Source organism: Achromobacter aegrifaciens (genome assembly GCF_902859735.1).
GTDB classification, from domain to species: Bacteria; Pseudomonadota; Gammaproteobacteria; order Burkholderiales; family Burkholderiaceae_B; genus Achromobacter; species Achromobacter aegrifaciens.
In genome coordinates this window covers 1,209,394-1,234,492 of record NZ_CADIJY010000001.1, presented here as the reverse complement: position 1 = coordinate 1,234,492, position 25,099 = coordinate 1,209,394, and the positions used below count along the sequence as shown (strand labels likewise).

Genomic DNA, 25,099 nt, shown 5'->3' with positions numbered 1-25,099 from the left:
AACGCCAGCGGCGCGCTAACGCGCCATGACATGCGCAACCTCCTGCTTGAGCTGGGTCAGCGCCAGCGGCAGGCGCGGTCCCATGCCCAGGATGAGCAGGTCGTCCATCACGACGACGCGCCGCTTCGCGGCCGCCTGGGTGGATGCGATGCCAGGCATGCGCAGGAAGGCGTCCATGCCGCCGCCGGCGTCCAGCGATGCCTGCGTCACGATGATCAGGTCGGGCGCCAGCGCCCCCATGGCCTCGGCCGACAAGGGCTTGTAGCCATGCTGGTCTTGCAGCACGTTCACCAGCCCCGCCAGATGCATGACTTCGTTGGCGGCGGTGTCGCGGCCGGCGCCTTGCGGCGAGCCTGTGCGATTGATCAGCAGCAGCGCCCGCGCGCGCGTCGCGGGTACCGCCTCGGCGCGCGCGAGCTCGCGCGTGACGTCTTCCACCATGCGTTCGCCCGCCGGCGCCACGCCCAGCGCATCGGCAATGCCGCGGATGCGTGACTTGAGCGAATCCACCGACGGCGCGTCCGACACGGTGACGACGCGCACGCCGACATCCGCCAGGCGCTTGAGCGCGTCCGGCGGCCCGGCCTGCTCGGAAGCCAGCACCAGATCGGGCTTGAGCGACAAGACGCCTTCCACCGGTACCGAACGGTAGTAGCCGACGCGCGGCAGCTTGGTCGCGGCCTCGGGATAGAGGCTGGAGAGATCGTCTCCCACCAGCTTGTCGCCCTGCCCCAGCTGATACACGATCTCGGTCACGGTGCCGCCCAGGGTCACCACCCGGGCGGGCGGCGCCGCGTACGCGCCGAGCGCGATTGCCCAGCCCGCCGCCATTGCCAACCATTTTTTCATCGCTACGTCCTTATGGGCTCAGGCGGCCAGCGGCACGCTGCACAGGCTGATCATCAGTTCGCGCCATTGCGCCAGCTCCGGCTTGCCGGGCTTGCGCTCGCCGAAGAACTGCGCGATCAGGTCGCCGGTGGCGGAATACAGCTCCAGCGAGGTGACCCAGCCGTCCGTGGTCGGCTTGTTCACCACCCAGGCGGACGCGATGGCGGTCGTGTCCAGGTGCAGGTTGAACTTGGGGTCCAGCACGTTGTACCAGGGGCCGGTGCGGCGCAATTGCTGCACCGGGCCGGTATGGATCTGGATCATGCCGCGGTTGCCCACGAAACACATGATGGACAGCCCGGACTGCGCCGCGGATTCCAGCATGCGTTCGACGGCATCGGCCGGCACCTGCTGCGCCAGGTCCTCGCCCGCGGCCGCCAGGGCGGCCAGGCGCGACACCTTGAACTTGCGCAGCAAGGGGAAGAATTCGTGCGTGTCCTGCATGCCCAGCCAGGCCTCGCGCCATTGCGCGCCGTCCTCGACCCGGTCGGCGTCGGCGGCGGGCGCATAGGGCTGGGTCTCGGGCCATTGCGCCTCGCCCGCGAACTTGGCGACCAGGGCATCGTAGGCGGCGGCATCGGTGGCGTCGGTGCGGTAGACCTTGTGCACCGCCACGCCCGCGCCGTCGAAGAACTGCAGGCTGTGGCGGCCGTCCTGCTCGACCGCCCAGGCCGACTTCCAGGCCGTGAAGAAAACGCGCAGGTCGATGTCCGGCCCCAGCACCAGGCCTACCGGACCGTCGGCCTGGATGTCCTCATACACGCCGTGACGCTCGTGCACACACCAGTCGTTGCGCGTCAGCGCCATGACCGGGCCCAGCGTGCCCAGTTCGCGGAAGATCTCCTGGGGCGTGCCGTGCAGGGCGGTGGCCTTCAGGCCGCTGCATTCGGCCGCGACCCACTCGGCTTCGGACACTCCCAGCGATTGCGCCAGGTTGCGGGCGCGCAGCTTGGGTTGCGAGGCGGCCAGGGCCTCGTTGCGAGCGCGCAGTTCCTGGGCGCGGGACATGAAATCGGTGTTGCTCATCGTGGGCCCTCCGGCCGTTGCTAAGGTTTGCGTAGACCGCCGCCGTCCCGGCATTGCCCGGACCGGCGGCGGGTCAGGATCAATACTGGTATGTCAGTGAGACGCGCAGGCTGCGTCCCGGTTCCGTGTACCAATCGACCGGCCGCGGAATGGCGATGGCGCCGGCGGTCGGCACGTTGATGGCCTCCCAATACTTCTTGTCGAACAGATTGAAAACGCCTGCCTGCACCTGCAGCCCCTTCACCGCGGCCGGACGCCAATAGCCCATCAGGTCCACCACGCCGTAGCCGGGCGCCTGGAAATCGGGATTGCGCGCCGTGGCCGTGGCCTCGGGATACTCGACCTTGTCGCGCTTCAGGGCGGTAGTCAGCATGGCGTCCACGCCCCACACGTCGCGGCCGTAGCCCAGGCCCAGCACCGCCTTCAGCGGCGCCACCGAGTTCAGGTACTGCCCCGTGCTCTCGTCCTTGCCCACGGCCCACGCCAGCGAGCCCCAGGTGCGCCAGCCTGGCGAAAACTTCCAGTGCGCGCTGGCTTCGGCGCCATAGATGCGCACCTTGGCGCGGTTGACGTTGCCGGTCACGCCCAAGGGATACTGTCCGGCCCAGCCCGGCTGCCACTGGGGCGAGGACGCGTTCAGCGGCACGTCGCCATCGATGAAGTTCTGGTAGCGGTTGTCGAACAACGATACCGCGCCGCCCAGGGAATCGGAACCGATCTTGGCGCCCAGCTCCCAGCCCTTGCTGGTTTCGGGCTTCAGATAGGGATTGCCCACGCGCAGGTAGGTGCCGGGGCCGCCGTAGTTGGTGTAGAGCTGGGTCGGGCTGGGCGCCTTGAAGCCGTAGGCGTATTGCGCGTAGAGGCTCAGCTCATCCGCGGCCTTCCAGGTGGCCAGCAGCTTGGGCGAGAAACGGCTGCCGCTGTTGGACGGCGGCAGCGCGCCTGCGTTCGGATTGCTTTCGTAGCTGGCCGTGGACTGCGGCTTCTGTTCGTAGTGGTCATAGCGCAGCGCCGGCATGATGGTGTAGCGGCCGTCGGCGAAGCTGAATTCGTCCTGCACCCACAGGGCCCATTGATTGCCCTTGGATTGCGGCACATCGGCCTGGTTGGTGTGCAGCATGTCGCACAGGCGCGGGCCCATGGGCGCCGGCGTGCCCGGCCGGATCACCGGGCAATTGTCGTAGCCGCTTGAGTACTGCTCGGTCTTGTTGCCATACCACTCCCCGCCTACGGTCCACAACTGCGACACCGAGGCGCCCGCCAGGCGCTTGGTGACTTCGGCATTGGCGCCGAACATGGTCTGCCGGATGGAGTTGCTGCGGCCATAAGGCCCGCTGGGATAGCCGTAACGGAACGGATCGCCCGGTATGGCGTAGGCCCGGGAATCGACGCTGCGCACGCCGCTCAGCGAGCTGTCCAGCTGCAGGCGCTGCCAGTAGACGACCGCGGTGGCCGTGTCGATCAGGCTGTCCGCACCGGGCGCCTTGTACGAGTAATCGAACGACACCCGTTGGCGCTCGGTTTCCTTGCGGGTGCTGTTCTCGCCGTACAGATAGCTGGTGCCCGCGCCCTGCTCGAACATATTGTCGATGTCGGCGTTGCGCTTGAAGTATTCGCCGGTCAGGCCGAAGCGGTGGCCGCCTTCGACGCGCTGCTGCAGCTTCAGCAGGAAGCTGCGCTGGTCGTAGTCTTCCGGGCTGGGTTCGCTGCGCTTGGGTCCGTAGCCGCCCACGTCGCCGCGGTTGTCCAGGGCATGGCCGTTGCGTACGCCCGCCTGCACCAGCCAGAACGTATTGCTGTGGATCTGGCCCGCCAGGGCGGCGTTGGCGCCCCAGCTGCTGTCGGCCGTGTCGTAGTCGGTCTTGGCCAGCGCGCCGAAGGTCTTGCCGTCTGTCAGCAGGTCCGACGGTTGCAGCGTGTACAGGTCGGCAGTGCCGGAAATCGCGCCGGAACCGCCGCCGCTGGCGTCGGCGCCGCGCACGATGTCCAGCCGCGACAGGCTGTTGAAATCCACCGCTTCCAGCCCGCCCTTCAGGCCGCGCGCGCCGTCGTCCAGCCACGGCAGGCGGATGCCGTCCACGCGCGTCAGCACGCGATCCTGATCCAGGCCGCGGATGTTGATGCTGTTGGTCGTGCGGTTGAAGCTCACGCCGGGCTCGGCGCGCTTGCCGAAATCGCTCCAGTTCTTGACTTGAAGTTCGTCCAGGCGCTTGCGGTCGGTGCTGGTTTCCCAGGCCGGCGCGACCGGCGCGCCCTCGCCTTCCACCTGGACGGGCGCCAACTGCGTCACATCCGCGGGCAATGCCTGCAACACGTAGACGCGGGCGCCGCGCTCCTGCACGCCTAGGCCGCTGCCCGCCAGCAAGCGCGCAAAGCCCTCATTCACGGAATAGACCCCATCGAGCCCCGCCGTGCGGCGCTGGCCCACCAGCGCCGCGTCGAACAGCACCGTCACGCCCGCGCTGTCGGCAAAGCGCGGCAACGCCTCGGCCAGCGTGCCCGCGGGAATGCGATAGCCGCGCGCCTGCGTCTGCTGCGCGGATTGCGCCCACGCGGCGCTTGCGGGCAGCAAGGCGGCGGACAGCGCGGACAGCGCCAGGGCGGCCTGCACGGCGGCGGCTAGATGCGTCATGCGGCATTGCAGGCCTCGGGCTGGTCGGGAGCCGCTTGCGCGGCCGGCGGGGAGATAAGCCATGGTCGTCCTTTCGATCCAAAAGGTGTCGGCATTCGTTTGCCTCTACAGACCATGACCCTCGTGAAATCCGAATCGGACAGCTGGCCCTCCACTTTTTTGTAACAGCGCGGGTTCAGGCCTCGGCTGCCGCGCGCAAGGTGATCGTCACCCAGTACGGCGTGCGGTAGCGCACCTGCACCGGCAAGGTCGCGGGCAGTGCCGCCAGGACCGCATCGGTGTCGCGCACCTGGAACGCGCCCGAGATGCGCAAATGCGCCGCCTCGGGATCGCAACGCAGCATGCCGGAACGGTAGCGGCCCAGTTCGGCGGCAAAGGCGTCCAACCGCATGCGGTTGGCGTACAGCACGCCGCGCTGCCAGTCGCTGGCATGCGGGTCCGCGGGGGATGGCGGCGATGCACCCTCGTCCGTCAGGCTGCTCTGTTGGCCAGCTTCCAGGCTGATCAGGCTGCGCGGATGCGCGGCGCTGCCGACGCGGACCCGCCCTTCCTGCACGCTGACGCGGCACAGGCCGCCTTCCTGGCGCACGCAGAAACGCGAGGACTGCGCCTCGATGTCTCCCTGGCTCGTGCGCACCACGAAGGGCCGCGGCGCAGGCGCCGTGTCGGCCACGGCATGCACCGCGATCTCGCCGGCGCGCAGGCGCACCAGGCTAGCCGTGGAGCTGTACATCACGTCGACGGCGCTGGCTGTGTTCAGCAGCAGCGTGGATCCATCCGCCAGCGCCACTTCGCGCCGCTCGCCCGGCGCGCTGCGGTAGTCCGCGGTCCAGTCGAGCGGATCGGCGCGCCAGGCGGCCCAGCCGACAGGACCGGCCACCACCAGCGCAATCAGTGTCTTGAGCGCGGCGCGGCGGCTTCTGAGCTCGGGCCGGTTCAAGGTCGCCATACCCAGCGCCGCCGGGATCAGGCCGAAGCGTTCGTTCACGCGCTGCGCGCGCTGCCAGGCGTGCTCGTGCTCGGCCTTGCTGGCGCGCCACAGTTCACAGGCCCGCTGGTCGGCGTCGGTGGCGCGGCCCGAACTCAGCCGCAGCAGCCAGCGCGCGGCCTCGCGCGCCACGCTGCGTTCGACGGCGGGCAGTTCGGACGCCGCCTCGGCCTGGGCGCTCAGATCGACGCCATGATGCATTGTTCGAATCCCTTGGCGATGTAACGGTGCACGGTGCGCAGCGACACGTTGAGGCGGGCGGCGATTTCGCCATGGCTCAGTCCTTCCAGCTGCGCCATCAGGAAGGCCTGGCGGGCCGGCAGGGACAGGCCAGCCAGCATCTCGTCGATTTCCTGCAGCGTTTCCAGGATGATCAGGCGCTGTTCGGCCGAGGGCGCCAGCGCCTCTGGCATCAGGGCCAGGGCTTCCAGATAGGCCTGCTCCACCGAGCGCCGCCGGTGGTGATTCAGCAGCAGGCGCTTGGCGATGGTGGTGAGATAGGCGCGCGGTTCGCGCAGGGCGTCCAGTTCATGGCGGTGGCGCAGCACCCGCACGAAGGTGTCCTGCGCCAGATCGGCCGCGTCGAAGCTGTTGCCCAGCTTGGCGCGCAGCCAGCCATGCAGCCATCCGTGATGAGCGCGGTACAGCAGTTGGACGTTGTCGCTGGCGGCGACCGCGGGATTCGGCACGGGTGGCTCCCTGAACTTTCAATCACAAATAGAAATCAATCTCATTCTAAATGCAAAACCATGATTCCGGTCAAGTCCGCGCGCCGCGCTTGACGGCGATATGATGGGGACGGATTCCTCCCTACAGGCCTGCCCCATGCTCTATGCCGCGCTCAAATTCATCCACCTGCTGGCCGTGATCCTCTGGGTCGGGGGCATGCTGTTCGCGCACTGTTTCCTGCGGCCGGCGGCCGCGCAACTGGAACCGCCGGTCCGGCTGCGGCTGATGGCGTCGGTGCTGGGGCCATTCCTGAATGCCGTGCTGGCGGCCATCGTGCTGATCCTGTTTTCGGGCGCGCTCATGATCGGCCAGGAAGCCAGCCAGGCCGCGCAGACGGGCGGCTCCTTCTTCATGCCGCGCAGCTGGACCCTCATGGCCTCGGGCGGCCTGGTCATGACGGCCATCTACGCCTACATCCGCTTCGTGCTCTACCCGCAGTTGCGGGCGGCGGTCGCCGCATCCGACTGGCCCCAGGGCGGCCAGGCCATGGGCGGCATACGCCGCTGGGTCGGCATCAACCTGCTGCTGGGCATCGCCATCGTGGCCATCGTCTTTTTTGCGTAGGCGGATATCAGCCGGCGCCCGCCAGCTATCGGGCATGCGCAGGCTGGTATCGGAATTCTTTTGCTTGGTGCAATACGCATTACATCCGCGCTGGCCACACTGCGGATGACTCTCGCGGGCCTACACAAACAAAAGGAATCTCCATGATCAAGCGTGTCTTCCAGCTGGCCGCCCTCGGCCTGTTCGTATCCGCCTCGGGCGCGCATGCCGCCGCCCCCATCGACAACAGCGCCCTGGACCAGACCGGGTTCCGAGAACACAAGGCGACCTATGGCGTGGTCTACCGTCTGCCACAGGACGTCAACGCCATCCTGGACGCCAAGATCAATGGCACGCTGAAAGCCGACCTGCTCAAGCTGGGCCTTAAGACCGAGGCCGAAACGCCCAACATGCCGCACGTGACGGTGGTGCACATCCACAGCGCCGACCCGCAAACGCCCGCCCGCATGCTCAAGGCCCTGCCCAAGCCGCCGGCCCCGCTGCAGGTCACGCTGAAGAATTTCTATCCCACCGAAGCCGCCAAGGGCGCGGGCCATCCGTGGTGGCTGGACCTGGGCGTGGTCAAGAGCGGCCAGGGCTTCGAGGACATGATGCGCTACAACACCGTCGCCACCGCCGCCCTGGCGCCGCTGCGCGACGGCCCCTTGCCGCGCGTCACCGGCCCGGTCTACGCCAAGATGGGCGACGCCGGGAAAGACCTGGTCAAGACCATGGGCGTGAGCGGCGTGAACATCATGCAGGACGGCAAGGAAGTGCGCGCGCACAATCCGCACACCACCCTGGTCTACAGCATGGCGATGTACGACACGCGCCTGCAGGACGCCATGAAGCAGGAGTCCGACAAGTTCAACGCCGTGCTGCCGGACGGCATCAACACCACCTTCAAGGACGTGTCCATCGTCGAGATCGGCTTCGCCGGCAACGTGGTGCGCGAGATCTACCGCGTCAGCCTGGAAGACGGCTCGGCCATCGACGTGGCGACTGGCAAGAAGGTCGGTTCCTAAGCCGCACTGGCTGCGGGAGCGTCCACGCGTTCCCGCAGCACCTCGCGGATCTGCCCGCGCAGCCAGGCCTGCAACGGCGACGTATGCAGGCGCCGCGGCCACACCATCACCAGTTCGATCTTGCGCAGGCTGGCAGGCAGTTCCAGCGTCGCCAGCGGGAAATGCCGGCCATGCACCTGCGCCACGCTGGCCGGCATGGTGGTGGCGTAATCAGTGTCCAGCAGCACATAGGGCGTGATGCCGAAGCCGGACAGGTAGGCCGAAAATTCCAGCCGGCTGGCATCCGGCTTAAGCGCGCGGTCGAAGTTGGTTTCCCGGCCATACATGTGCGCGAAGGCGAACCACTTGATGGACGGCAGATCCGCCAGCGCCAGCGCGCGCTTGCCTGCCCAGGGATGCCGCGCCGACACCACGCACACGCGCCGGTCCTTCAGCAGCGTATCCCGATGAAAACGCGCCGGCACCTTGCCGAACAGGCCGATGGCCATGTCCAACCGCTCCGCGTCCAGATCGTCCGGCACGAAGTCTCCGTGCACCGACTGGAAGCGCAGTGTGATGCCTGGCGCGGCGCGGTGCAGACGTTCGATCAGCGGCGCTGCCAGCAGGATCTCGCTATGCGCGCCGGTGCCGATATTGACCACGCCGCTGGCCTTGGCCGGGTCGAAAGCCTCGGCCGGACGCAGCGCCGCTTCGATCTGCGCCAGCGCGTCATGCACCGCCGAATGCAGTTCCAGCGCCCGCTCCGTCGGAATGAATCGGCCCTTCACCACCACCAGCAAGGGATCTTCCAGCCGGCGGCGCAGGCGCGCCAGGTCACGGCTGATGGCGGGCTGCGTCTTATGCAGCAGGGCTGAACTGGCGGTGGCGCTGCGAGTGCGCATCAGGACGTCGAACGTCAGCAGCAGGTTCATGTCCAGCCGGCGCAGATAGGGCAAGGATTGGGCGTCGCTCATGCCGCCCATACTATGCCTGAAATGCATGCATTGAAAATTCCATACCGTTTTCGACATATACAGCTTGCGCAGCCAGCATTGGGCAAGGCGGTCAGCCTTGGCTACAGTCCGCGGCAGATCGGGGCCTTCCGCACCCGACCCGACTTTCCGGAGACTGCCGCAATGATCCCCCTGGGCCTGACCGCCGCGCGCTGGCGCGCTTCCCCCCGCCGCTGGATGGCGGCCGCGCTCACCGGAGCTGCGCTGCTACTGGGCGCCGCACAGCCGGCCGCTGCGGCGGGCTTTCCCGAACGTCCCGTGACGCTGGTGGTGCCCTTCCCCGCCGGCGGCACGCCCGACATCCTGGCCCGCATCCTCAGCGACAGCCTGGCCAAGCGTCTGGGCCAGCCTCTGATCGTGGAAAACCGCGCCGGCGCCGGCGGCAATATCGGCACGCAGGCGGTGGCGCGCGCCGCGCCCGACGGCTACACATTGCTGATGTGCGCCTTCGGCTGCACGGTCGCGCCCTCGCTCTACCAGCCCGCTCCCTACGACATCGTCAAGGACTTCGCGCCCGTCGCCATGATCGGGACGGTGCCCAGCGTGCTGGTCGTCAATCCCAAGGTGCCAGCGCAGACCGTGGCTGAGCTGCTGGCCTACGCCCGCGCCCATCCGGGCAAGCTGAACTCGGCCTCGTCGGGCGTGGGCGGCTCGGCCCACCTGGCCACCGAATTGCTGAAGCTGCGCACCGGCATCGATGTGGCGCACATTCCCTACAAGGGCGCCGGTCAGGTCGCGGCCGACCTGCTGGGCGGCCAGGTCGACATGTATTTCGACAACCTGCCGGCTTCGCTGGCGAACATCCGCGCGGGCAAGCTGCGGGCGCTGGCCGTGGCCAGCGCCAAGCGCGCGCCGGCCATTCCAGACGTGCCGACCTTCGCCGAAGCCGGCGTGGCCGATTTCCTGATCACGCCCTGGTTCGGCATCATGGCGCCGGCCGGCACGCCGGACGCCACGCTGGCCGCGCTGCACCAAGCCTTCAACGACGCCTTGCAGGCGCCGGAGGTCGCCGCCAAGATGCGCGAATTGGGCGTGGAGACTGCCGCCGGGCCGCGCCAGGCGCTGGGCGACTTTGTGGTGGCCGAGACCGCGCGCTGGAAAGACGTGATCCAGGCCAACCGCATCCGGGCCGAATGATGACGGACGAACCCGGCCGCGACGCATCGGACGCGCTCGCGCCGATCCGGCTGCGCGACATGGGCGCCTTCCACGTGGGCGGACGCGAGGTCAGCCTGTCGGGCCTGCCGCGGCGCGAGGTGGTGATGGCCGAAGGCGGCCAGCCCGTCGCGCTGGACCCCAACGGCACCTACCGCGTCGAGCAGATGTATGCGCAGTACTTCCTGGCCGAGCCGGCCAGTGGCCGCCCGCCGCTGGCCTTCTGGCATGGCGGCGGCATGACCGGCGCGGCGTGGGAGACCACGCCCGATGGCCGCCAGGGCTGGCTCCATGCCTTCCTGCGCCGCGGCTGGGACGCCTATCTGTGCGATGCCGTGGAACGCGGCCGCTCAGGCTACGCGCCGGTTCCCGAGATCTGGCCGGAAGGCCCCATCGTGCAGGCGCAGGAAGACTGCTACACGCGCTTTCGCATCGGCCGCCCGGGCACGCGCCCCGGCCCCGGCAGCGCCTATGGCAACACGCAGTTCCCGGTGCAAGCCTTCGGCGAGCTGGCCGCGCAGATGGTGCCGCGCTGGGTGCATACCGACGCCGCCGTCCTGCGCGGCTATCTGGCCTTGCTGGAGCGGGTCGGCCGCATGATCGTCATCTGCCATTCGCAGGCGGGCGTATTCGGCATCCGCGCGGCCGCCGCCCGGCCCGATCTGGTGCGCGCCGTGGTTGCGCTGGAGCCGGCCAGCATCCCGCAACTGGACGCCGGCTACCGCACGCCCACCCTGGTCCTCATGGGCGACAACATGGACACGGACCCGCGCTGGCCGCGCATGCGCGAGCGGGTGCGCGATTTCGCGCGGCGGCATCCCTGCGTCACCTTGCTGTCGCTGCCCGAGCTGGGCATCGCCGGCAATTCGCACATGCTGATGATGGACCGCAACAGCCTGGACCTGGCCGCGCGCGTGCACGAGTGGCTGATGGCCCTGCCGCCGGCCTGAAATCCCGCTGCGGACGGAGCCCCGCCTGCTGCCATTTCGTGGCAGCATTATGGATCCTCCATCCCCGCCCGCCCCCATGTCCCGCACCGAACGCCTCCTGGGCCTGATGCAGACCTTGCGCTGCCATCGCCGCCCCGTCAGCGGCCGCCAACTGGCCGCCGACCTGGGCGTCAGCATACGCACGCTCTACCGCGACATCGCCACCCTGCAATCGCAGGGCGCCGAGATCGAGGGCGAACCGGGCGTGGGCTACGTGCTGCGGCCCGGTTTCATGCTGCCGCCGCTGATGTTCAGCACCGAGGAGATCGAGGCGCTGGTGCTGGGCACGCGCTGGGTCGCGGACCGGGCCGACCCGCGCCTGGCGCAGGCGGCGAGCAACGCGCTGGCCAAGATCGGCGCGGTGCTGCCGGCGGAAATGCGCGACGGGCTGGATGCGATACCGCTGCTGGTCGGGCCCAGCGCGATGCAGGTGGTGGACCGCGTGGACCTGTCGCTGATCCGCCACGCCATACGCTGCGAACAGAAGATCGACATCACGTACCGCGACGACAAGGGCGCCGATTCCGCGCGGGTGATCTGGCCGTTCGCGCTGGGGTTTTTCGACAGCGTGCGCATCGTCATGGCCTGGTGCGAACTGCGCCAGGACTTCCGCCATTTCCGCACCGATCGCATCGCCACGCTGACGCCCGGTGAGCGTTATCCCAAGCGCCGCCATGCGCTGCTGAAGGAGTGGCGCGCGATCGACCGATCGCCCAAGCAATGCGGATGAAAATGCAGATAAAAGCTACTGCCAAAAACTGACAGCACCCCTGTCTAAGATGAGCGCGTCTACCACCCGGAGCGCATCATGTCAGACACCAATTTCGTGATTTTCTACGTCGAAAAGCCCGCCGCCAGCGCCGCGTTCTACAGCGCCCTGCTGCAGCGTCCGCCCCTCGAAAGCTCCCCCACCTTCGCACTGTTCAGGCTGGATTCCGGCCTGATGCTGGGCCTGTGGTCGCGCTATACCGTGGAGCCGGCCGCTGCCGGCCGCGGCGGCGCGACCGAACTCGCCTTTACCGTTTCGGACGCGCAGGCGCTGGACCGCCGCCACCTGGACTGGAGCCTGCGCGGCCTGCCCATCCTGCAGGCGCCCACCGATATGGATTTCGGTCGCACCTTCGTGGCGCTGGATCCCGACGGCCACCGGCTGCGCGTGTTCGCGCCGGGGCCGCAGGAACAGGCTGCCCAGCAGCCTGCGCCCGCCTTGGCCAGCGCCTGAAGCCCGGCCATGAAATACGGGCCTGAGGCTTGCGCCTCAGGCCCGCGTCTGAACCGGGCGCAGCTATGTCAGGAACGCTGGCCGCGCGGGGTCAGCGCAACGGCTTCGCCGCGCCGACGGAACAGCAGCTGATAAAGCACGGCCAGCACCAGCAGGAAAGGCACACCGAACACCAGCGTCATCTTGAAGACGCTGGTGAAGTAGGTGGTGGCCAGGATCGCCAGCATCGCGCCCGCGCCCAGCAGGGTCAGCACCGGAAAGCCCGGCATGCGGAACGACAGCTTGCCGCCCCCTTCGCGCGCCCAGCGGCGGCGGAAGCAGTAGTGGGTGACGAAGATCATCATCCACGTAAACAGCGCGCCGAACATCGAAATCGCCATCATCAGCGTGAACGAGGTCTCGGGGTACAGCACGTTCAGCACCGCGGCGATGGCAATGCCGCTGGTCGACAGCAGCAGCGCGTTCAGCGGCGTGCCGCTGCGCGTCAGCTTGCCGAACGCGGACGGCGCATGGCCGGCGCGCGACAGGCTGAACATCATGCGCGTGGTGATGTAAAGCTGGCTGTTCATGGCCGACAGCGCCGCCACCAGCACGATGAAGTTGATGACGCCCGCCGCCCCCGGAATCTCCAGCGCCTGCATCACCTTGACGAAGGGACTGCCGCCCTTGCCGGCCTCGTCCCAGGGCACGATGGCCAGGATCAGCGCCAGCGTCAGCAGGTAGAACACCACCAGCCGGACGATGGTGGCGCGGAACGCCTGCTTGACCGCGCGTTCGGGGTCTTCGGCCTCGCCCGCGGCCACCGCAATCATCTCCACGCTGAGGTAGCTGAAGATCGAAATGACCACGGCGATCCACATGCCCCAGACGCCGTTCGGGAAGAACCCGCCGTGCGAGGTGTACAGGGCGGTGCCGTACTGCGGATTGCCCCAGACCACGTAGGCGCCCAGGATGATGAAGGCGACGATGGCGGTGATCTTGATCGTGGAGAACCAGTATTCGACCGTGCCGAAAGTCTTGACGCTCATGGCGTTGATGAAGATCAGCACGGCCGAGAACAGGCAGACCCACTGCCAGCCGGGCACGTCCGGAAACCAGAACTTCATGTACTCGGCCACGGCGGTAACTTCGGTGCCTACCGCCAGCACCACGCAGGACCAGTACGCGTAGCGCACCAGAAACCCCGCCAGCGGGCCGACGTAGTGCTCGGCATAGGCGCCGAAGGAACCCGAGGTGGAATGCGCCACCGTCATTTCCGCCAGGCAGCCCATCAGCAGCAGCGTGATCAGGCCGCCGATGGCGTAGCTGATGATCACGCTGGGTCCGGCAAAGCCGATGGCGAACTTGCTGCCCAGGAACAGGCCCGTGCCGATGGCGCCGCCGATGGCGATCATGCTCATCTGCCCCGACGTCAGCCGCCGCTTCAGGCCCTGCTCGCGTTCGGCGATCTGGCCGAATCCTTTTTGTTGTTGCATTGTCTCCTCCAGGTCCTGCGCTCTCTTTGTGGATGTAGGGCCGGTTTGGCCCGCGCAATGGGGTTGTGTTGCGGCGCTCAGGTCACGGCGGCGCGGTGCTTGAATTCCGGCTTGTCCCAGGAACGCGTGTCCAGCACGTCCTTCAGGATATCCACGGCATCCCAGACGTCGGCGTAGCCGAAGTACAGCGGCGTCAGGCCGAAGCGCAGCACCTCGGGTTCGCGATAGTCGCCGATCACGCCGCGCGCGATCAGGGCCTGCATCACTTCGAAGCCGTTGGGGTGGCGGAAACTGACATGGCTGCCGCGGTCGGCGTGCTTGCGCGGCGTCACCAGCGTGAGCGGATGGCCGGCGCAACGCTCTTCGACCAGCGCGATGAACAGGTCGCCCAGCGCCAGGGATTTCTTGCGCACCTCGGCCATGTCGGCGGCGTGCGCCACGTCCAGGCCGCATTCCACCAGCGACAGCGACACGATGGGCTGGGTGCCGCACAGGTAGCGGCGCACGCCGCCGGCCGGCTCGTAGGCCACGGTCATATCGAATGGCCGCGTGTGGCCCCACCAGCCGGATAGCGGCTGCCAGAAGTCCTTGGTGTGGCGCGGCGCCACCCAGATGAAGGCGGGCGAACCGGGGCCGCCGTTCAGGTACTTATAGGTGCAGCCCACGGCGAAGTCGGCGTCGGCGCCGTTCAGGTCCACCGGCACCGCGCCCGCGGCGTGCGCCAGGTCCCAGATCGCCAGCGCGCCGCGCTCGTGCGCCAGCGCGGTCACGGCGGCCATGTCGTGCATCTGGCCGCTGCGGTAATTCACGTGCGACAGCAGCATCACCGCCACGGACTCGTCCAGCGCCTTTTCCAGCGGCAGCTTATCGTCGATCAGGCGCATTTCATAGCCCTGCTGCAGCAGGTCGATCATGCCCTGGATCATGTAGAGATCGGTGGGGAAGTTGTCGCGTTCGGACAGGATGACGCGGCGCTTGGGGTGCTGGTGCTGCTGGATGCGCAGGGCGGCGGCCAGCGCCTTGAAGATGTTCAGCGAGGTCGTGTCGGTCACGACCAGTTCGCCTTCGCGCGCGCCCAGCAGGCGGCCCAGCTTGTCGCCTAGTCGGGTGGGCAGTTCGAACCAGCCCGCGGTATTCCAGCTGCGGATCAGGCCCGCGCCCCATTCCTGGCCGATCACGGCGGCGGCACGGCCGGCGGCCTCCTTGGGCAGCACGCCCAGGGAGTTGCCGTCCATGTAGAGGACGCCGGGCGGCAGGTCGAAACGGTCCTTCAGGGGCGCCAGGGGGTCCTGGCGATCGGCATTTACGCAGGCTTCACGGGTGTTCATTATGTGCTCCGGGGGGCTATATTCTGGATACATACTATCAGCGCGATCAGGCTGATAAATTGCAAATTCAGGCGCGGATTACCCTAGGTTTCCGCATTGAATTGCACATAATCAACTTTTTTGGAATTTGATTGCATCATGCAGATCGACGCCATAGACCAGCGCATTCTTTACCGGCTGCAAGAGAACGGCCACCTCAGCAACCAGGACCTGGCCGAGCAGGTGGCGCTGTCGCCCTCGGCCTGCCTGCGGCGGGTGCGCGCGCTGGAAGAAAGCGGACTGATCCGCAACTATCGCGCCGTGCTGGACGCCGAAAAACTGGGTTTCGAGCTGGAGGCCATCGTCCACGTGTCGCTGGACCAGTCGCGTCCGGGCTGGCATGAAGAATTCCTGGCCGGCATCGCCCTGCATGACGAGATCACCGAGGCAAGCATCGTGACTGGCGCCTCCAACTACATCCTGACGGTGTGCACGCGCAACCTGAAGGCGTTCTCGCAGTTCGTCGAAGACAAGCTCAGCAAGATCCCGGGCGTGCGGAACCTGTCCTCGCATATCGTCATGCGCAAAGTGAAGAACCGCGGCGGCATGCTGCCGCTGGCAAGCTGGCGCTAGCGGCCCGCTGAAGCCCCGCTCAGGCCGGGCTCAGCCGCAGGAAGCCGAACACCGTCACGAAGTGGCAGGCGGTGCCGCCCATGACGAACAGGTGCCAGATGCCATGGGCATGCGGCCAGCGCTGGTCGTTGGCGTAGAACAGCGTGCCGGCGGTGTAGACCGCCGCGCCCGCCAGCAGCCAGGCCAGTCCGGCCGCGGACAAGGCGCCCGCGATCGGCGCGGCGAACATCACGCCCAGCCAGCCCATCGCCAGATACAACGGCAGGGCCGGCGCCGCGCCGCGCGCCCACCACAGCTCGCGGCTGATGCCCACCGCCGCCAACAGCCAGATCGCCACGCCCATGGCCGCGCCCCAGCCGTGCTCCACCGGCCCGTAGGCCAGCGGCGTGTAGGTGCCGGCGATAAGCAGGTAGATCGCGCAATGGTCGGCCTTGGCCCACCAGGCCTTGCGGCGGCCGCGCGAGCAATGGAACAGCACCGACGAGGCATAGACGGCGATCATCGAAGCGGCGAACACGGCGCAGGCGATGACCTGCCGCGTATCCACCTTGAGTTCCGCGGCGCGGGCGATCAGGGCGCCCGATGCGGCCACCGCCAGCGCCAGGCCGGCCAGGTGCGTCGCGCCGTTGAATCGTTCGCCCTTGTACATGCACGCCCTCCGCCAGCCGGCCACGCGCCGGCGCCATCCATGATGGCGCCCTTGTGTGACAGGCCGAGGTCAGGACACGCGGCCATCAGGAAACGAAGTCCACCGCCGCCGGATAGCCCTCCAGCGCGCGCGCCGACAGGATGGCGCGCTGCACCGCGATCGCCATCGCCTCGGCCGCCATCACGCCCAGCAGCATGACGTTGCCTGGCTTGCCGGACGTGCCCGTGCCCAGCGCAAAGATGGTGTCGCCATCCAGCATGGTGTGGATGGGATTGATGGTGCGTGCCAGGCCATCGTGCGCCATGCCGGCGATCTTCTGCGCCTGCGCCTTGGTGAGCTTGGCGTCGGTGGCGACCAGTCCTATGGTGGTGGCGGTGCCCGGGCGCATGGACTTGGGCAGATCGCCCGCCAGGATCGCCGCGCGGGTATCCAGCAACATCTTGCCGTCGGCAGTGCGCGCGCCAGCCAGGACGCGCCCGGTGGCCGGGTCCACCACGTCGCCCACCGCATTGACCGCGACGATGGCGCCCACCGTCACGCCCGCCACGGTCAGCGAGGCGCTGCCGATGCCGCCCTTCATGGCGCGCTTGGGACCGTACAGCTTGCCCACCGTCGCGCCCGCCCCCGCGCCCACGTTGCCTTCCTGTGGCGCGGCGTCCGTGGCCGACTTGCAGGCCTGGTAGCCCGCGGCCGCGTCAGGCCGGATCGAGGCGTCGCCCACGCCCAGGTCGAACAGGATGGCCGAAGGCACGATGGGCACGTGCGCCACGCCCACGTCGAAGCCGATCTTCTTTTCCTCCAGATAGCGCATGACGCCCGAGGCCGCATCCAGGCCGAAGGCGCTGCCGCCGGACAGCACCACGGCATGCACTTTCTCCACCATGTTGACGGGATTGAGCAGGTCGGTCTCGCGCGTGCCCGGCGCCGCGCCGCGCACGTCGACCCCGGCGGTCGCGCCAGCCTCGGCGATGATGACCGTACAGCCCGTGGGCCGGCGCGTATCGGTGTAGTGCCCCACCCGCAAGCCCGCCACCTGCGTGATGCTGCCGCTGCCCGGCATCAGCCGCGTACCGTCCGCGGCCTGGGCAGGCATTGCACTTGCTGCTGCCGCGCCGGCGGCCGCCATCATGAAAGCCCGCCTGTTCCATTGCTGTTCCACACCGATCTCCACTGAAGTCCTGCCTGGATGGACCCCGGCGGCACGCGCCGGAGCAAGGGTATCGCCATATGACTTGCCGCTATATTTTTACTATTCCTTATGCTTTGTGGAAAAATAGACGCGTTGTTAGAGTGCGGCTACGCCGGAGGGCATTGCAGGCACGGATGCTCTCCACCCGAGATATCTGCCATCCGTGGAGCACCGCCATGAAACTCTTCCGTACGCTGTTCGTCGCCGGCCTCGTCCAGGTCGCCGCGTTGTCCGCGGCCCATGCCCAATCCGGACTGGACCAGATCAAATCCGCCGGCGTGTTCAAGATCGGCACCGAAGGCACCTACGCCCCCTTCACTTTCCATGACGCATCCGGCCAGCTTACCGGGTTTGACGTGGACATCGGCCGCGCCATCGCCGAACGCCTGGGCGTCAAGGCGCAATTCGTCGAAGGCAAATGGGACGGCCTGATCGCTGGCCTGGACGCCAAGCGCTACGACGCGGTGATCAACCAGGTCGGCATCACCGACGCGCGCCGCGCCAAGTACGACTTCTCGGATCCCTACATCTCGTCGGCCGCCGTGCTGATCGTGCGCGACGACAACACCAGCATCAAATCCTTCGACGACCTGAAGGGCAAGAAATCCGCCAACACGCTGACCAGCAACTTCGGCAAGCTGGCGCAACAGCATGGCGCGGAAGTCATTGCTGTGCAGGGCTTCAACGAAGCCATCGACCTGCTGACCTCGGGCCGCGTCGAAGCCACGGTGAACGACAACCTGTCGTTCCTGGACTTCAAGAAGCAGAAGCCCAATGCCAAGGTGAAGATTGCCGCCACGGACAAGACCGCCGAGTTCAGCAATTCGGGCGTGCTGATCCGCAAGGGCAACCCCGAGCTGCAGGCCGCCATCAACAAGGCGCTGGCCGACATCAAGGCGGACGGCACCTACAAGACCATCTCGGTCAAGTATTTCGGCACGGACCTGTCGGCGCAATAAGCGAGCGGAGCGCAAATGACGCTACCCCCCTGGCTGCAATCCGTCCTGCCCGACTGGCTGCTGGCGCAACTTGGCAATTGGGCGGTGCCGGCCTGGGTGCAGCTGATGCTGGACTCGTTCTGGCCGCTGCTGCACGCGGGGCTGGTGTTCACGGTTCCGCTGACGCTGATGTCGTTCGCGCTGGGCCTGGCGCTGGCCTTCGTGGTCGCGCTGATCAGGCTGTTCGGTCCGGCGCCGCTGGTGGCCGTGGTGCGTTTCTACGTCTGGCTGATCCGCGGCACGCCGCTGCTGGTGCAGCTGTTCGTGATCTTCTACGGCCTGCCCAGTGTCGGCATCGTGCTGGATCCGCTGCCGGCCGCGCTCATCGGCTTCACTCTCAACGTGGGCGCGTACAACTCGGAAGTGATCCGCGGCGCCATCGAGTCCATCACCAAGGGCCAGTGGGAAGCGGCGTACTCGCTGAGCATGACGCGGGCGCAGGCGCTGCGCCGGACCATCCTGCCGCAAGCGGCGCGGGTGGCGGTGCCGCCCCTGTCCAATTCCTTCATCGCGCTGGTCAAGGACACTTCGCTGGCGGCGGTGCTGACCGTGCCCGAGATATTCCAGGCGGCGCAGCGCATTGCCGCCGTGACCTATGAACCGCTGATCCTGTACACCGAGGCGGCGCTGATCTACCTGGTGTTCAGTTCCGTCCTGTCCGCCGCGCAGGTGCGCCTGGAACGGCGCTTCGGCCAGCACGCGGTCTTTACCGAGAAAAACCGATGATCCGCCTGGAAAAGATAGAAAAGGCGTTCGGCGGCAATCCCGTGCTCAAGCAGGTGGATGTGAGCATCGCCGAAGGCAGCGTCACCGCCCTGATCGGCCCGTCCGGCAGCGGCAAGAGCACCTTGCTGCGCTGTGTGAACCTGCTGGAAGTGCCGGACCGCGGCACGCTGGAGATCGGCCCGGAAACGGTGCATTTCGAACCCGGCCACAAGCTCTCGCGCGATCAGGTCCAGCGCGTGCGCAAGCAGACCGGCATGGTGTTCCAGAACTTCCAGCTGTTCCCGCATCAGACCGTGATCGGCAATGTCATGGAAGGCCTGCTGACCGTGCAGAAGTGGCCGCAGGACCGCGCGCGCGCCCGCGCCGAGGAACTGCTGCGCAAGGTCGGCATGCTGGAAAAGCGCGACGCCTGGCCCGCCAACCTGTCGGGCGGACAGCAGCAGCGCGTGGCCATCGCCCGCGCGCTGGCGCCCGCGCCGCGCGTGCTGCTGTGCGACGAGCCGACCTCGGCGCTGGATCCGGGCCTGGCCGCTGAAGTGGTGGACGTGCTGCGCCAGCTCGCCGCCGAAGGCATGACCATGCTGATGGCCACCCACGACCTGCGGCTGGCGGCCAGCGTGTCGCGCGAGGTGGTATTCCTGCTGGACGGCACGGTGGTCGAATCCGGCGATTCGCGCACGCTGTTCAGCCAGCCGGCCGACCCGCGCACGGCGGCGTTCATCTCGACGTTGACGCAGGAAGCCGCGCTGTAGATCAGGCTACTTCGGCGGCAGGGACCCCGCCGGATCGACCGCCTGGCCGTCATAGCGCAGCTCGAAATACAGCCCGACCTGCTTGCTGTCGCTATTGCCCATTTCAGCGATCTTCTGCCCCTGGCTGACGCGCTGCCCTTCCTTGACCAGCAGCTTGCTGTTGTGGGCGTAGATGCTCAGGAAGCTGGCGTTGTGCTTGACGATGACCAAGTGGCCATAGCCGCGCAGGCCGCTGCCGGAATAGGCCACTGTGCCCGGTGCCGCGGCCACCACCGGCGTGCCGGAGGAATTGCTGATGACGATGCCGTTGGAACCCGATCCGTCGTAGCCGCGCGTGACCTTGCCCTGGGCGGGCCAGACCAGCGAGATTGCGCCCGGCGGGGCGGTGCGGCGCTTGGCGGTCGAGGTCGACGACTTGGGCGAAGGCGCAGGCTTGCCGCGCGCCTTGCTGGGCGCGGTGGACGTGCTGGCCTGCCCGGCCGGCGGCTCGACCCGCAGCAATTGTCCGACTTCGATGGAATTGGAATTCGACAGCTTGTTCCAGCGCACCAGATTGCTCACGCTGGTGCCCTGCTTGCGCGCGATCTGGGTCAGCGTGTCGCCCGATTGCACGCGGTAGTAGCCGGGCTGGACCTTGGTGGTGCCGCAGGCGGACAGCAGGGCCAGCAGCGCCACGGCCAGCACGCACATCCACAGGCGGAAGGACGGCCTGCCCTGGCGGACGACGGCGGGCAACGTGGGAAGAGGCAGGGTCTGGGCGGACGAGGAAAGCACTGAAACCTGGGGCACTGAGTGGGACGTCGGGGATTTGAGTGCGTTCAAGGGTACCAAGATTTTGGCGCGCCATGGGCGCTGGCGTCAGATGCTTGCGCCAGTCGCGCGGGATAGAATGCCGCCATGACCCGCCTGATCCGCCTCCAGCACCTCGGCAGCGCCGCACGCGCGCGGGGCGTGCTGTGGCTGGCGCTTCTGGCCCTGGCGCTGCGCGCGCTGGTGCCGGCGGGCTACATGCCCGACGCCCGGGCGCTGCACGACGGCCGGCTTGAAGTCACGTTCTGCTCGGCCGCCGGCGATGTCTCGACGCTGGCGCTGGCGTTGTCGCCCGAAGACAAGGGCAAGGCCGGCCACGACACCGCCGATGCCGGTGCGCTCTGCCCCTTCGGCCTGCTGGCGCACGTGGCGCCCGCGCCTGCCCCCGCGCTCACTCCCCTGCTGCTGGCCGCTGGCCGGCACGCACTGCCCGCGCCCGCCAGCGCCACCCCGCCCACGCCCGCCGCCGCGGGTCCGCCGCTGGGTTCGCGCGCCCCGCCACGCCTCGTCTGACTCCGCCACAACGCGCGGCTCCGCCGCGCCCCTGGACGAACCGTCAAGCGACGAGGTTTTCATGCATTCCCCCCTTCTGCGCGCGCCCGCCGGCGCGGCGCGCTCCCATGCGCCCGATCCGCGGCGCCGCCTGCTGCTGTCCTCTTTCGCCCTGCTGGCCCTGGCAGGCTGCGGCCCCGATGCGCCCAAGCTGCACGGCATGGATCTTTCCGGCATGCCGTCCGGCGACTTCCAGCTGCAGGACACCGAAGGCCGCGAACGCAAGCTGGCCGACTACGCCGGCCAGCCGATCATGCTGTTCTTCGGCTTCACGCAATGCCCGGACATCTGCCCCACGGCGCTCACCCGCGCCGTCGAGATCAAGAGCCTGCTGGGCGCGGACGCCAAGAAGCTGCGCGTCCTTTTCATCACCGTCGATCCTGAGCGAGACACGCCGGAAATCCTGCGCGCCTATACCCAGGCCTTCGACCCGGACTTCGTCGGCCTGCGCGGCGATGCCGAACAGACGCGCGCCGCCGCACAGTCATTCAAGGTCTTCTACCAGAAGGTCGCCACCGGTTCGTCCTACACCATGGACCACACCGCGCTGACCTACGTCATCGACGCCAGCGGCAAGCTGCGCATCGCCCTGCGCCATCAGCAAAGCGCGCAGGAATGCGTGGACGACCTGCGCACCGTGCTCTGACCTGAATCCATATATAGAGAGGCAACCCTCATGAAAAACACCGCGATCAAATCCCTGGCGGCCGCCGCCTTGGCCTTCTGCGCCCTGGCCGGCGCCAGCCCCGCCGCATTGGCCCAGGACGCCGCCCTGAAGGTGGACGACGCCTGGGTGCGCTCCACCGTGCCCAGCCAGCACGCCACCGGCGTCTTCATGCGCCTGACCTCCGTCTCCGGCGGCCGCCTGGTCGGCGTGGAATCGCAGGCGGCCAAACACGTGGAAATCCATGAAATGGCGATGCAGGACAACGTCATGAAGATGCGCCAGGTACCGGGCATCGCCCTGCCCGCGGGCCAGGCCGTGGAGCTCAAGCCCGGTGGCTATCACGTGATGCTGATCGACCTGGCCGGCCAGATCTCGCCCGGCGAGCACGTCGCCCTGACGCTCATCGTCGAGGATGCCGACAAACGCCAGCGGCGCGTGCCGGTGGACGCGGTGGCGCGTCCGCTGAACGCGGCAGCCGCCCCGGCCGCCGGCCACGGCCACTGAGCCCGCGGCGTCCCCATGAAAGTGGCTTGACAGCTGTGCTGCACGCCTGAAACAGCTTCCTTGCAACAAGGCCGTCCTGCGTGCAACGCCGCGCCGCGCGCCGGGTCGAATTGGAAAAGGCCCGGCGCGCGCCATCGCGGCGCGCCGGGCCAGGCTTTCCCGCATCCAGGAATCGCCCGCGGACAGCATCGCGGGCGTAGGCGCGGCCCGCAACGGCCGCAAGCTTTGATTGCCAGGAGCGTTTCATGAAGACCCTCAGCAAGACCTTATTGCTATGCGCCGGCATTGCAGCCGCCGGGGCCGTCCAGGCCCAGACCACGCAGTACACCCACGACCTCTATGGCGACTGGCGCGTCACCTATGCCGCCCCCGCCGCCAAGACGGCGGACCAGGTCAGCGCCGAACTGGCCCAGGCCAAGGCCAACGGCCAGTACACGTTCGGCGACGAGGACTATCCACCCCCCGTCATGTCGCACCAGTCTGAAACCCGCGCCCAGGTTGAACAGGAGTTGCAGCAGGCGCAGATCCAGGGGCAGATGGCATCCGACCAGGAAGACTACCCTCCTCCCGCGATGGCCCACAGCGGCACCTCTGACATCCATTAATACAGAGGCTGCAACCGCGGCGGATCCGGGCGTCGCGCCCAAATATCAGGGACACACCAATTCCCCGCCGACCGGCGGCGGCGCCTGATTCGCCATACAATGCCTGCACATCCACCGCCGGCCAGCCTGAAGGCGCGGCGGGGCAGCCGGCCTCCCAGCGCCGCGCCCCGGATGCCAGCGTTCCGCGCAGCCGGGCGCGTACCCGCCGGCAGCCTGCCGGCACCTCTGTGTCTGGATATGCCCGGTAGTTCCGCCTTTTCATTCCTGCGTACCCTCTGCAGCCTGCGCTGGCTCGCCATCGCGGGCCAGGCCGCCACCATCCTGCTGGCCAGCAGCGTCCTGGGCCTGGCCCTGCCGCTGGAGCCGCTGTGGATCGGCGTAGGCGCCCTGATCGGCTTCAACGTCTACGCCAGCCTGCGCCTGCGCCACCGCCGCGACCTGTCCCACGCCACCGCCTTCGGCCACCTGTTCGTGGACATGGCGGTGCTGGCCTGGATGGTGGGCTGGAGCGGCGGCATCAGCAATCCTTTCGGCATGATGTTCCTGATCCTGACCGCGCTGGCGGCCCTGGCGCTGCCGCGCAACTGGGCGCTGGCCGCGGCGGTGGCAGGCATCTCGGGCTACGTGGCGGCCGCGATCTTCGGCCAGCCCCTGCGCGGCGACGTCGACACCCATACCCTGCTGCTGTGGGGCATGGGCGCCAACTTCCTGATTTCGGTGGTGGTGGTGCTGGTGTTTTCGACCCGCCTGGCCTCGGACCTGCGCGACCGCGAGCGCGAATTGGCACGGTTGCGCGAACGCTTCACCCGCAACGAAGGCATCGTCGCCCTGGCCACCCACGCGGCGGCGATGGCGCATGAACTGAACACCCCGCTGGCGACCATGACCCTGCTGGCCGACGAGATCGCCGCCGAAGTCAAGGACGAAGACCTGCGCGCCGACGTTTCCACGCTCAGCCAACTGTTGGCCCTGTGCCGGGAACGTATCCGCAATCTGGCGGTCCCAACCGCGGTGGACCTGGTCCGCGTGGTGGGGCAATGGCGTCTGATCCGGCCGACCATCGATCTGCAGCGCTCGGGCACCCTGCCCGGCAGCCTGCGGGTCGATCCGGCCATCGCCCACCTGCTGCAGGCCCTGCTGAACAACGCGGCGGACGCCGGCGAAGCCGCCGATGTCCCGCGCGTGGACCTGCATCTGGAATACGGTTATGGCGCCCTGCGCGGCGAAGTCAGGGACTACGGACGGGGTTTCGATCCCGACCAGACCCTGCTGCCGGCGACCAGCCTGTTCAACAGCGGCAAGCCGGGAGGGCTGGGCGTGGGCCTGGCGCTGTCGCACGCCACGGTGGAACAGATGGGCGGCGAAATGACCATGACCGCCGCCGAAGACGGCGGCACGCGTATCCGCTTTTACCTCCCGCTGGGGAGTACCGGGACTTGAGTGCAATGAACCCAACCGATCTTGGCCTGCTGATCGACGACGACGAGTTGTATGTGCGCACCTTGCAGCGCAGCCTGTCGCGTCGCGGCCTGGAAACCCGAACCGCCACCGGCATCGCCGAGGCGCTGCGCGTGGCCGAGGAAATCCGCCCCGCCTTCGCCCTGGTGGACCTGCGCCTGGGCGAAGACTCCGGCCTGACCCTGATCCGCCCGCTGCGCGCCCTGCGCGCCGACATGCGGATCCTGCTGGTCACCGGCTACGCCAGCGTGGCCACCGCGGTCGAGGCCATCAAGCGCGGCGCGGACGACTACCTGCCCAAGCCCGCCACCGCGCCAATGATCCTGCGCACCCTCGGCCTGGTGAAGCCGGAAAACGTTACGATCGAAACCACCATGACGCCGTTGCACCGCCTGGAATGGGAGCACATCCACCAGGCCCTGCACGAAACCGGCGGCAACGTTTCGGCGGCGGCGCGCCTGTTGGGCATGCACCGGCGCTCCCTGCAGCGTAAACTGGCCAAAAAACCGGGGCCGGAACGCGAAGTCCTCATCGACTGATTTGTGCAGATGCGACAAATCGTCGCATACCCTGCATGTGCGGGTG

27 protein-coding genes are annotated in these 25,099 nt (G+C 67.9%); 16 read left to right on the top strand and 11 right to left on the bottom strand.

Annotation, left to right across the window (positions count from 1 at the left end; genetic code table 11):
* Nucleotides 1–15: 15 nt before the first annotated feature.
* From HV766_RS05610 to HV766_RS05590, 5 genes are all read right to left on the bottom strand, one after another.
* Nucleotides 16–849, bottom strand: a complete 834-nt coding sequence (locus HV766_RS05610) for a heme/hemin ABC transporter substrate-binding protein (protein ID WP_119451780.1) — start codon at nucleotides 847–849, stop codon at nucleotides 16–18.
* A gap of 18 nt (nucleotides 850–867) precedes the next feature.
* Nucleotides 868–1,914, bottom strand: a complete 1,047-nt coding sequence (locus HV766_RS05605) for a hemin-degrading factor (RefSeq protein ID WP_054451638.1) — start codon at nucleotides 1,912–1,914, stop codon at nucleotides 868–870.
* A 79-nt stretch (nucleotides 1,915–1,993) separates the two neighbouring features.
* Nucleotides 1,994–4,546, bottom strand: a complete 2,553-nt coding sequence (locus HV766_RS05600) for a TonB-dependent receptor (protein ID WP_254593279.1) — start codon at nucleotides 4,544–4,546, stop codon at nucleotides 1,994–1,996.
* Between the two features lie 175 nt (nucleotides 4,547–4,721).
* The gene (locus HV766_RS05595) at nucleotides 4,722–5,735 is read right to left on the bottom strand and encodes a FecR domain-containing protein (protein ID WP_175180720.1); all 1,014 of its coding nucleotides are present in this window, start codon (nucleotides 5,733–5,735) and stop codon (nucleotides 4,722–4,724) included.
* Nucleotides 5,714–6,223 (bottom strand): sigma-70 family RNA polymerase sigma factor, encoded by a 510-nt coding sequence (locus HV766_RS05590; RefSeq protein WP_054451641.1) that lies wholly within the window; start codon nucleotides 6,221–6,223, stop codon nucleotides 5,714–5,716. The genes HV766_RS05595 and HV766_RS05590 overlap by 22 nt, the downstream gene beginning before the upstream one ends.
* Nucleotides 6,224–6,359: 136 nt before the next feature.
* Between HV766_RS05590 and HV766_RS05585 the strand changes: the two genes are divergently transcribed.
* The gene (locus HV766_RS05585) at nucleotides 6,360–6,827 is read left to right on the top strand and encodes a CopD family protein (RefSeq protein WP_175180719.1); all 468 of its coding nucleotides are present in this window, start codon (nucleotides 6,360–6,362) and stop codon (nucleotides 6,825–6,827) included.
* Between the two features lie 143 nt (nucleotides 6,828–6,970).
* On the top strand, nucleotides 6,971–7,831 hold the full coding sequence (locus tag HV766_RS05580; protein WP_119451777.1) for a hypothetical protein: 861 nt from the start codon (nucleotides 6,971–6,973) through the stop codon (nucleotides 7,829–7,831).
* On the opposite strand, the gene HV766_RS05575 is transcribed toward HV766_RS05580, so the two are convergent.
* Nucleotides 7,828–8,784 (bottom strand): LysR family transcriptional regulator, encoded by a 957-nt coding sequence (locus HV766_RS05575; RefSeq protein ID WP_054452252.1) that lies wholly within the window; start codon nucleotides 8,782–8,784, stop codon nucleotides 7,828–7,830. The genes HV766_RS05580 and HV766_RS05575 overlap by 4 nt on opposite strands.
* 162 nt (nucleotides 8,785–8,946) lie before the next feature.
* On the opposite strand from HV766_RS05575, the gene HV766_RS05570 reads away from it, so the two are divergent.
* The 4 genes from HV766_RS05570 to HV766_RS05555 all read left to right on the top strand — a co-directional run bounded on the left by HV766_RS05570 (nucleotide 8,947) and on the right by HV766_RS05555 (nucleotide 12,189).
* Nucleotides 8,947–9,960: a tripartite tricarboxylate transporter substrate binding protein gene (locus HV766_RS05570; protein WP_175180718.1), complete on the top strand. Its 1,014-nt coding sequence runs from the start codon at nucleotides 8,947–8,949 to the stop codon at nucleotides 9,958–9,960.
* On the top strand, nucleotides 9,957–10,928 hold the full coding sequence (locus HV766_RS05565) for an alpha/beta hydrolase (RefSeq protein WP_156337326.1): 972 nt from the start codon (nucleotides 9,957–9,959) through the stop codon (nucleotides 10,926–10,928). The genes HV766_RS05570 and HV766_RS05565 overlap by 4 nt, the downstream gene beginning before the upstream one ends.
* Nucleotides 10,929–11,004: 76 nt before the next feature.
* A complete protein-coding gene (locus HV766_RS05560; protein ID WP_054451644.1) occupies nucleotides 11,005–11,697 on the top strand; it encodes a helix-turn-helix transcriptional regulator in 693 nt (230 codons plus the stop codon).
* Nucleotides 11,698–11,775: 78 nt separating this feature from the next.
* Entirely contained in the window at nucleotides 11,776–12,189 is a 414-nt protein-coding gene (locus tag HV766_RS05555) for a VOC family protein (protein ID WP_175180717.1), read from the top strand.
* Nucleotides 12,190–12,257: 68 nt separating this feature from the next.
* Here HV766_RS05555 and HV766_RS05550 read toward each other — a convergent pair whose 3' ends face one another.
* Nucleotides 12,258–13,664, bottom strand: coding sequence for an amino acid permease (locus tag HV766_RS05550; protein ID WP_054451646.1), 1,407 nt, complete (start codon nucleotides 13,662–13,664; stop codon nucleotides 12,258–12,260).
* A gap of 77 nt (nucleotides 13,665–13,741) precedes the next feature.
* A complete protein-coding gene (kynU, locus tag HV766_RS05545; protein ID WP_175180716.1) occupies nucleotides 13,742–14,992 on the bottom strand; it encodes a kynureninase in 1,251 nt (416 codons plus the stop codon).
* 138 nt (nucleotides 14,993–15,130) lie between these two features.
* On the opposite strand from kynU, the gene HV766_RS05540 reads away from it, so the two are divergent.
* Nucleotides 15,131–15,604: an Lrp/AsnC family transcriptional regulator gene (locus HV766_RS05540; protein WP_054452258.1), complete on the top strand. Its 474-nt coding sequence runs from the start codon at nucleotides 15,131–15,133 to the stop codon at nucleotides 15,602–15,604.
* Between the two features lie 19 nt (nucleotides 15,605–15,623).
* Here the strand turns inward: HV766_RS05540 and trhA are convergent, their stop codons facing one another.
* Nucleotides 15,624–16,253 carry a PAQR family membrane homeostasis protein TrhA gene (gene trhA, locus HV766_RS05535; RefSeq protein ID WP_054451648.1) on the bottom strand — a complete coding sequence of 210 codons (630 nt, stop codon included), beginning with the start codon at nucleotides 16,251–16,253 and terminating at the stop codon, nucleotides 15,624–15,626.
* 85 nt (nucleotides 16,254–16,338) lie between these two features.
* Nucleotides 16,339–17,424 carry a P1 family peptidase gene (locus HV766_RS05530; protein WP_217472147.1) on the bottom strand — a complete coding sequence of 362 codons (1,086 nt, stop codon included), beginning with the start codon at nucleotides 17,422–17,424 and terminating at the stop codon, nucleotides 16,339–16,341.
* Nucleotides 17,425–17,618: 194 nt separating this feature from the next.
* Between HV766_RS05530 and HV766_RS05525 the strand changes: the two genes are divergently transcribed.
* The 3 genes from HV766_RS05525 to HV766_RS05515 all read left to right on the top strand — a co-directional run bounded on the left by HV766_RS05525 (nucleotide 17,619) and on the right by HV766_RS05515 (nucleotide 19,918).
* Nucleotides 17,619–18,401, top strand: a complete 783-nt coding sequence (locus HV766_RS05525; protein ID WP_013395870.1) for an amino acid ABC transporter substrate-binding protein — start codon at nucleotides 17,619–17,621, stop codon at nucleotides 18,399–18,401.
* An 84-nt stretch (nucleotides 18,402–18,485) separates the two neighbouring features.
* A complete protein-coding gene (locus HV766_RS05520; protein ID WP_119451785.1) occupies nucleotides 18,486–19,166 on the top strand; it encodes an ABC transporter permease subunit in 681 nt (226 codons plus the stop codon).
* Nucleotides 19,163–19,918 (top strand): amino acid ABC transporter ATP-binding protein, encoded by a 756-nt coding sequence (locus HV766_RS05515; RefSeq protein ID WP_054451650.1) that lies wholly within the window; start codon nucleotides 19,163–19,165, stop codon nucleotides 19,916–19,918. The genes HV766_RS05520 and HV766_RS05515 overlap by 4 nt, the downstream gene beginning before the upstream one ends.
* 6 nt (nucleotides 19,919–19,924) lie before the next feature.
* On the opposite strand, the gene HV766_RS05510 is transcribed toward HV766_RS05515, so the two are convergent.
* A complete protein-coding gene (locus tag HV766_RS05510; RefSeq protein ID WP_054451651.1) occupies nucleotides 19,925–20,608 on the bottom strand; it encodes a murein hydrolase activator EnvC family protein in 684 nt (227 codons plus the stop codon).
* 207 nt (nucleotides 20,609–20,815) lie between these two features.
* Between HV766_RS05510 and HV766_RS05505 the strand changes: the two genes are divergently transcribed.
* The 6 genes from HV766_RS05505 (at nucleotide 20,816) to HV766_RS05480 (ending at nucleotide 25,053) form a co-directional block, all read left to right on the top strand.
* Nucleotides 20,816–21,241 (top strand): DUF2946 family protein, encoded by a 426-nt coding sequence (locus HV766_RS05505; protein ID WP_054451652.1) that lies wholly within the window; start codon nucleotides 20,816–20,818, stop codon nucleotides 21,239–21,241.
* 61 nt (nucleotides 21,242–21,302) lie between these two features.
* Nucleotides 21,303–21,926 carry an SCO family protein gene (locus tag HV766_RS05500; protein WP_054451653.1) on the top strand — a complete coding sequence of 208 codons (624 nt, stop codon included), beginning with the start codon at nucleotides 21,303–21,305 and terminating at the stop codon, nucleotides 21,924–21,926.
* A gap of 30 nt (nucleotides 21,927–21,956) precedes the next feature.
* Nucleotides 21,957–22,451 (top strand): copper chaperone PCu(A)C, encoded by a 495-nt coding sequence (locus HV766_RS05495; protein WP_054451654.1) that lies wholly within the window; start codon nucleotides 21,957–21,959, stop codon nucleotides 22,449–22,451.
* 245 nt (nucleotides 22,452–22,696) lie between these two features.
* Nucleotides 22,697–23,056, top strand: coding sequence for a DUF4148 domain-containing protein (locus tag HV766_RS05490; protein ID WP_054451655.1), 360 nt, complete (start codon nucleotides 22,697–22,699; stop codon nucleotides 23,054–23,056).
* Between the two features lie 237 nt (nucleotides 23,057–23,293).
* Nucleotides 23,294–24,496 carry an ATP-binding protein gene (locus HV766_RS05485; protein WP_054451656.1) on the top strand — a complete coding sequence of 401 codons (1,203 nt, stop codon included), beginning with the start codon at nucleotides 23,294–23,296 and terminating at the stop codon, nucleotides 24,494–24,496.
* A gap of 5 nt (nucleotides 24,497–24,501) precedes the next feature.
* Nucleotides 24,502–25,053: a response regulator transcription factor gene (locus tag HV766_RS05480; RefSeq protein ID WP_042794894.1), complete on the top strand. Its 552-nt coding sequence runs from the start codon at nucleotides 24,502–24,504 to the stop codon at nucleotides 25,051–25,053.
* Nucleotides 25,054–25,099 lie beyond the last annotated feature (46 nt).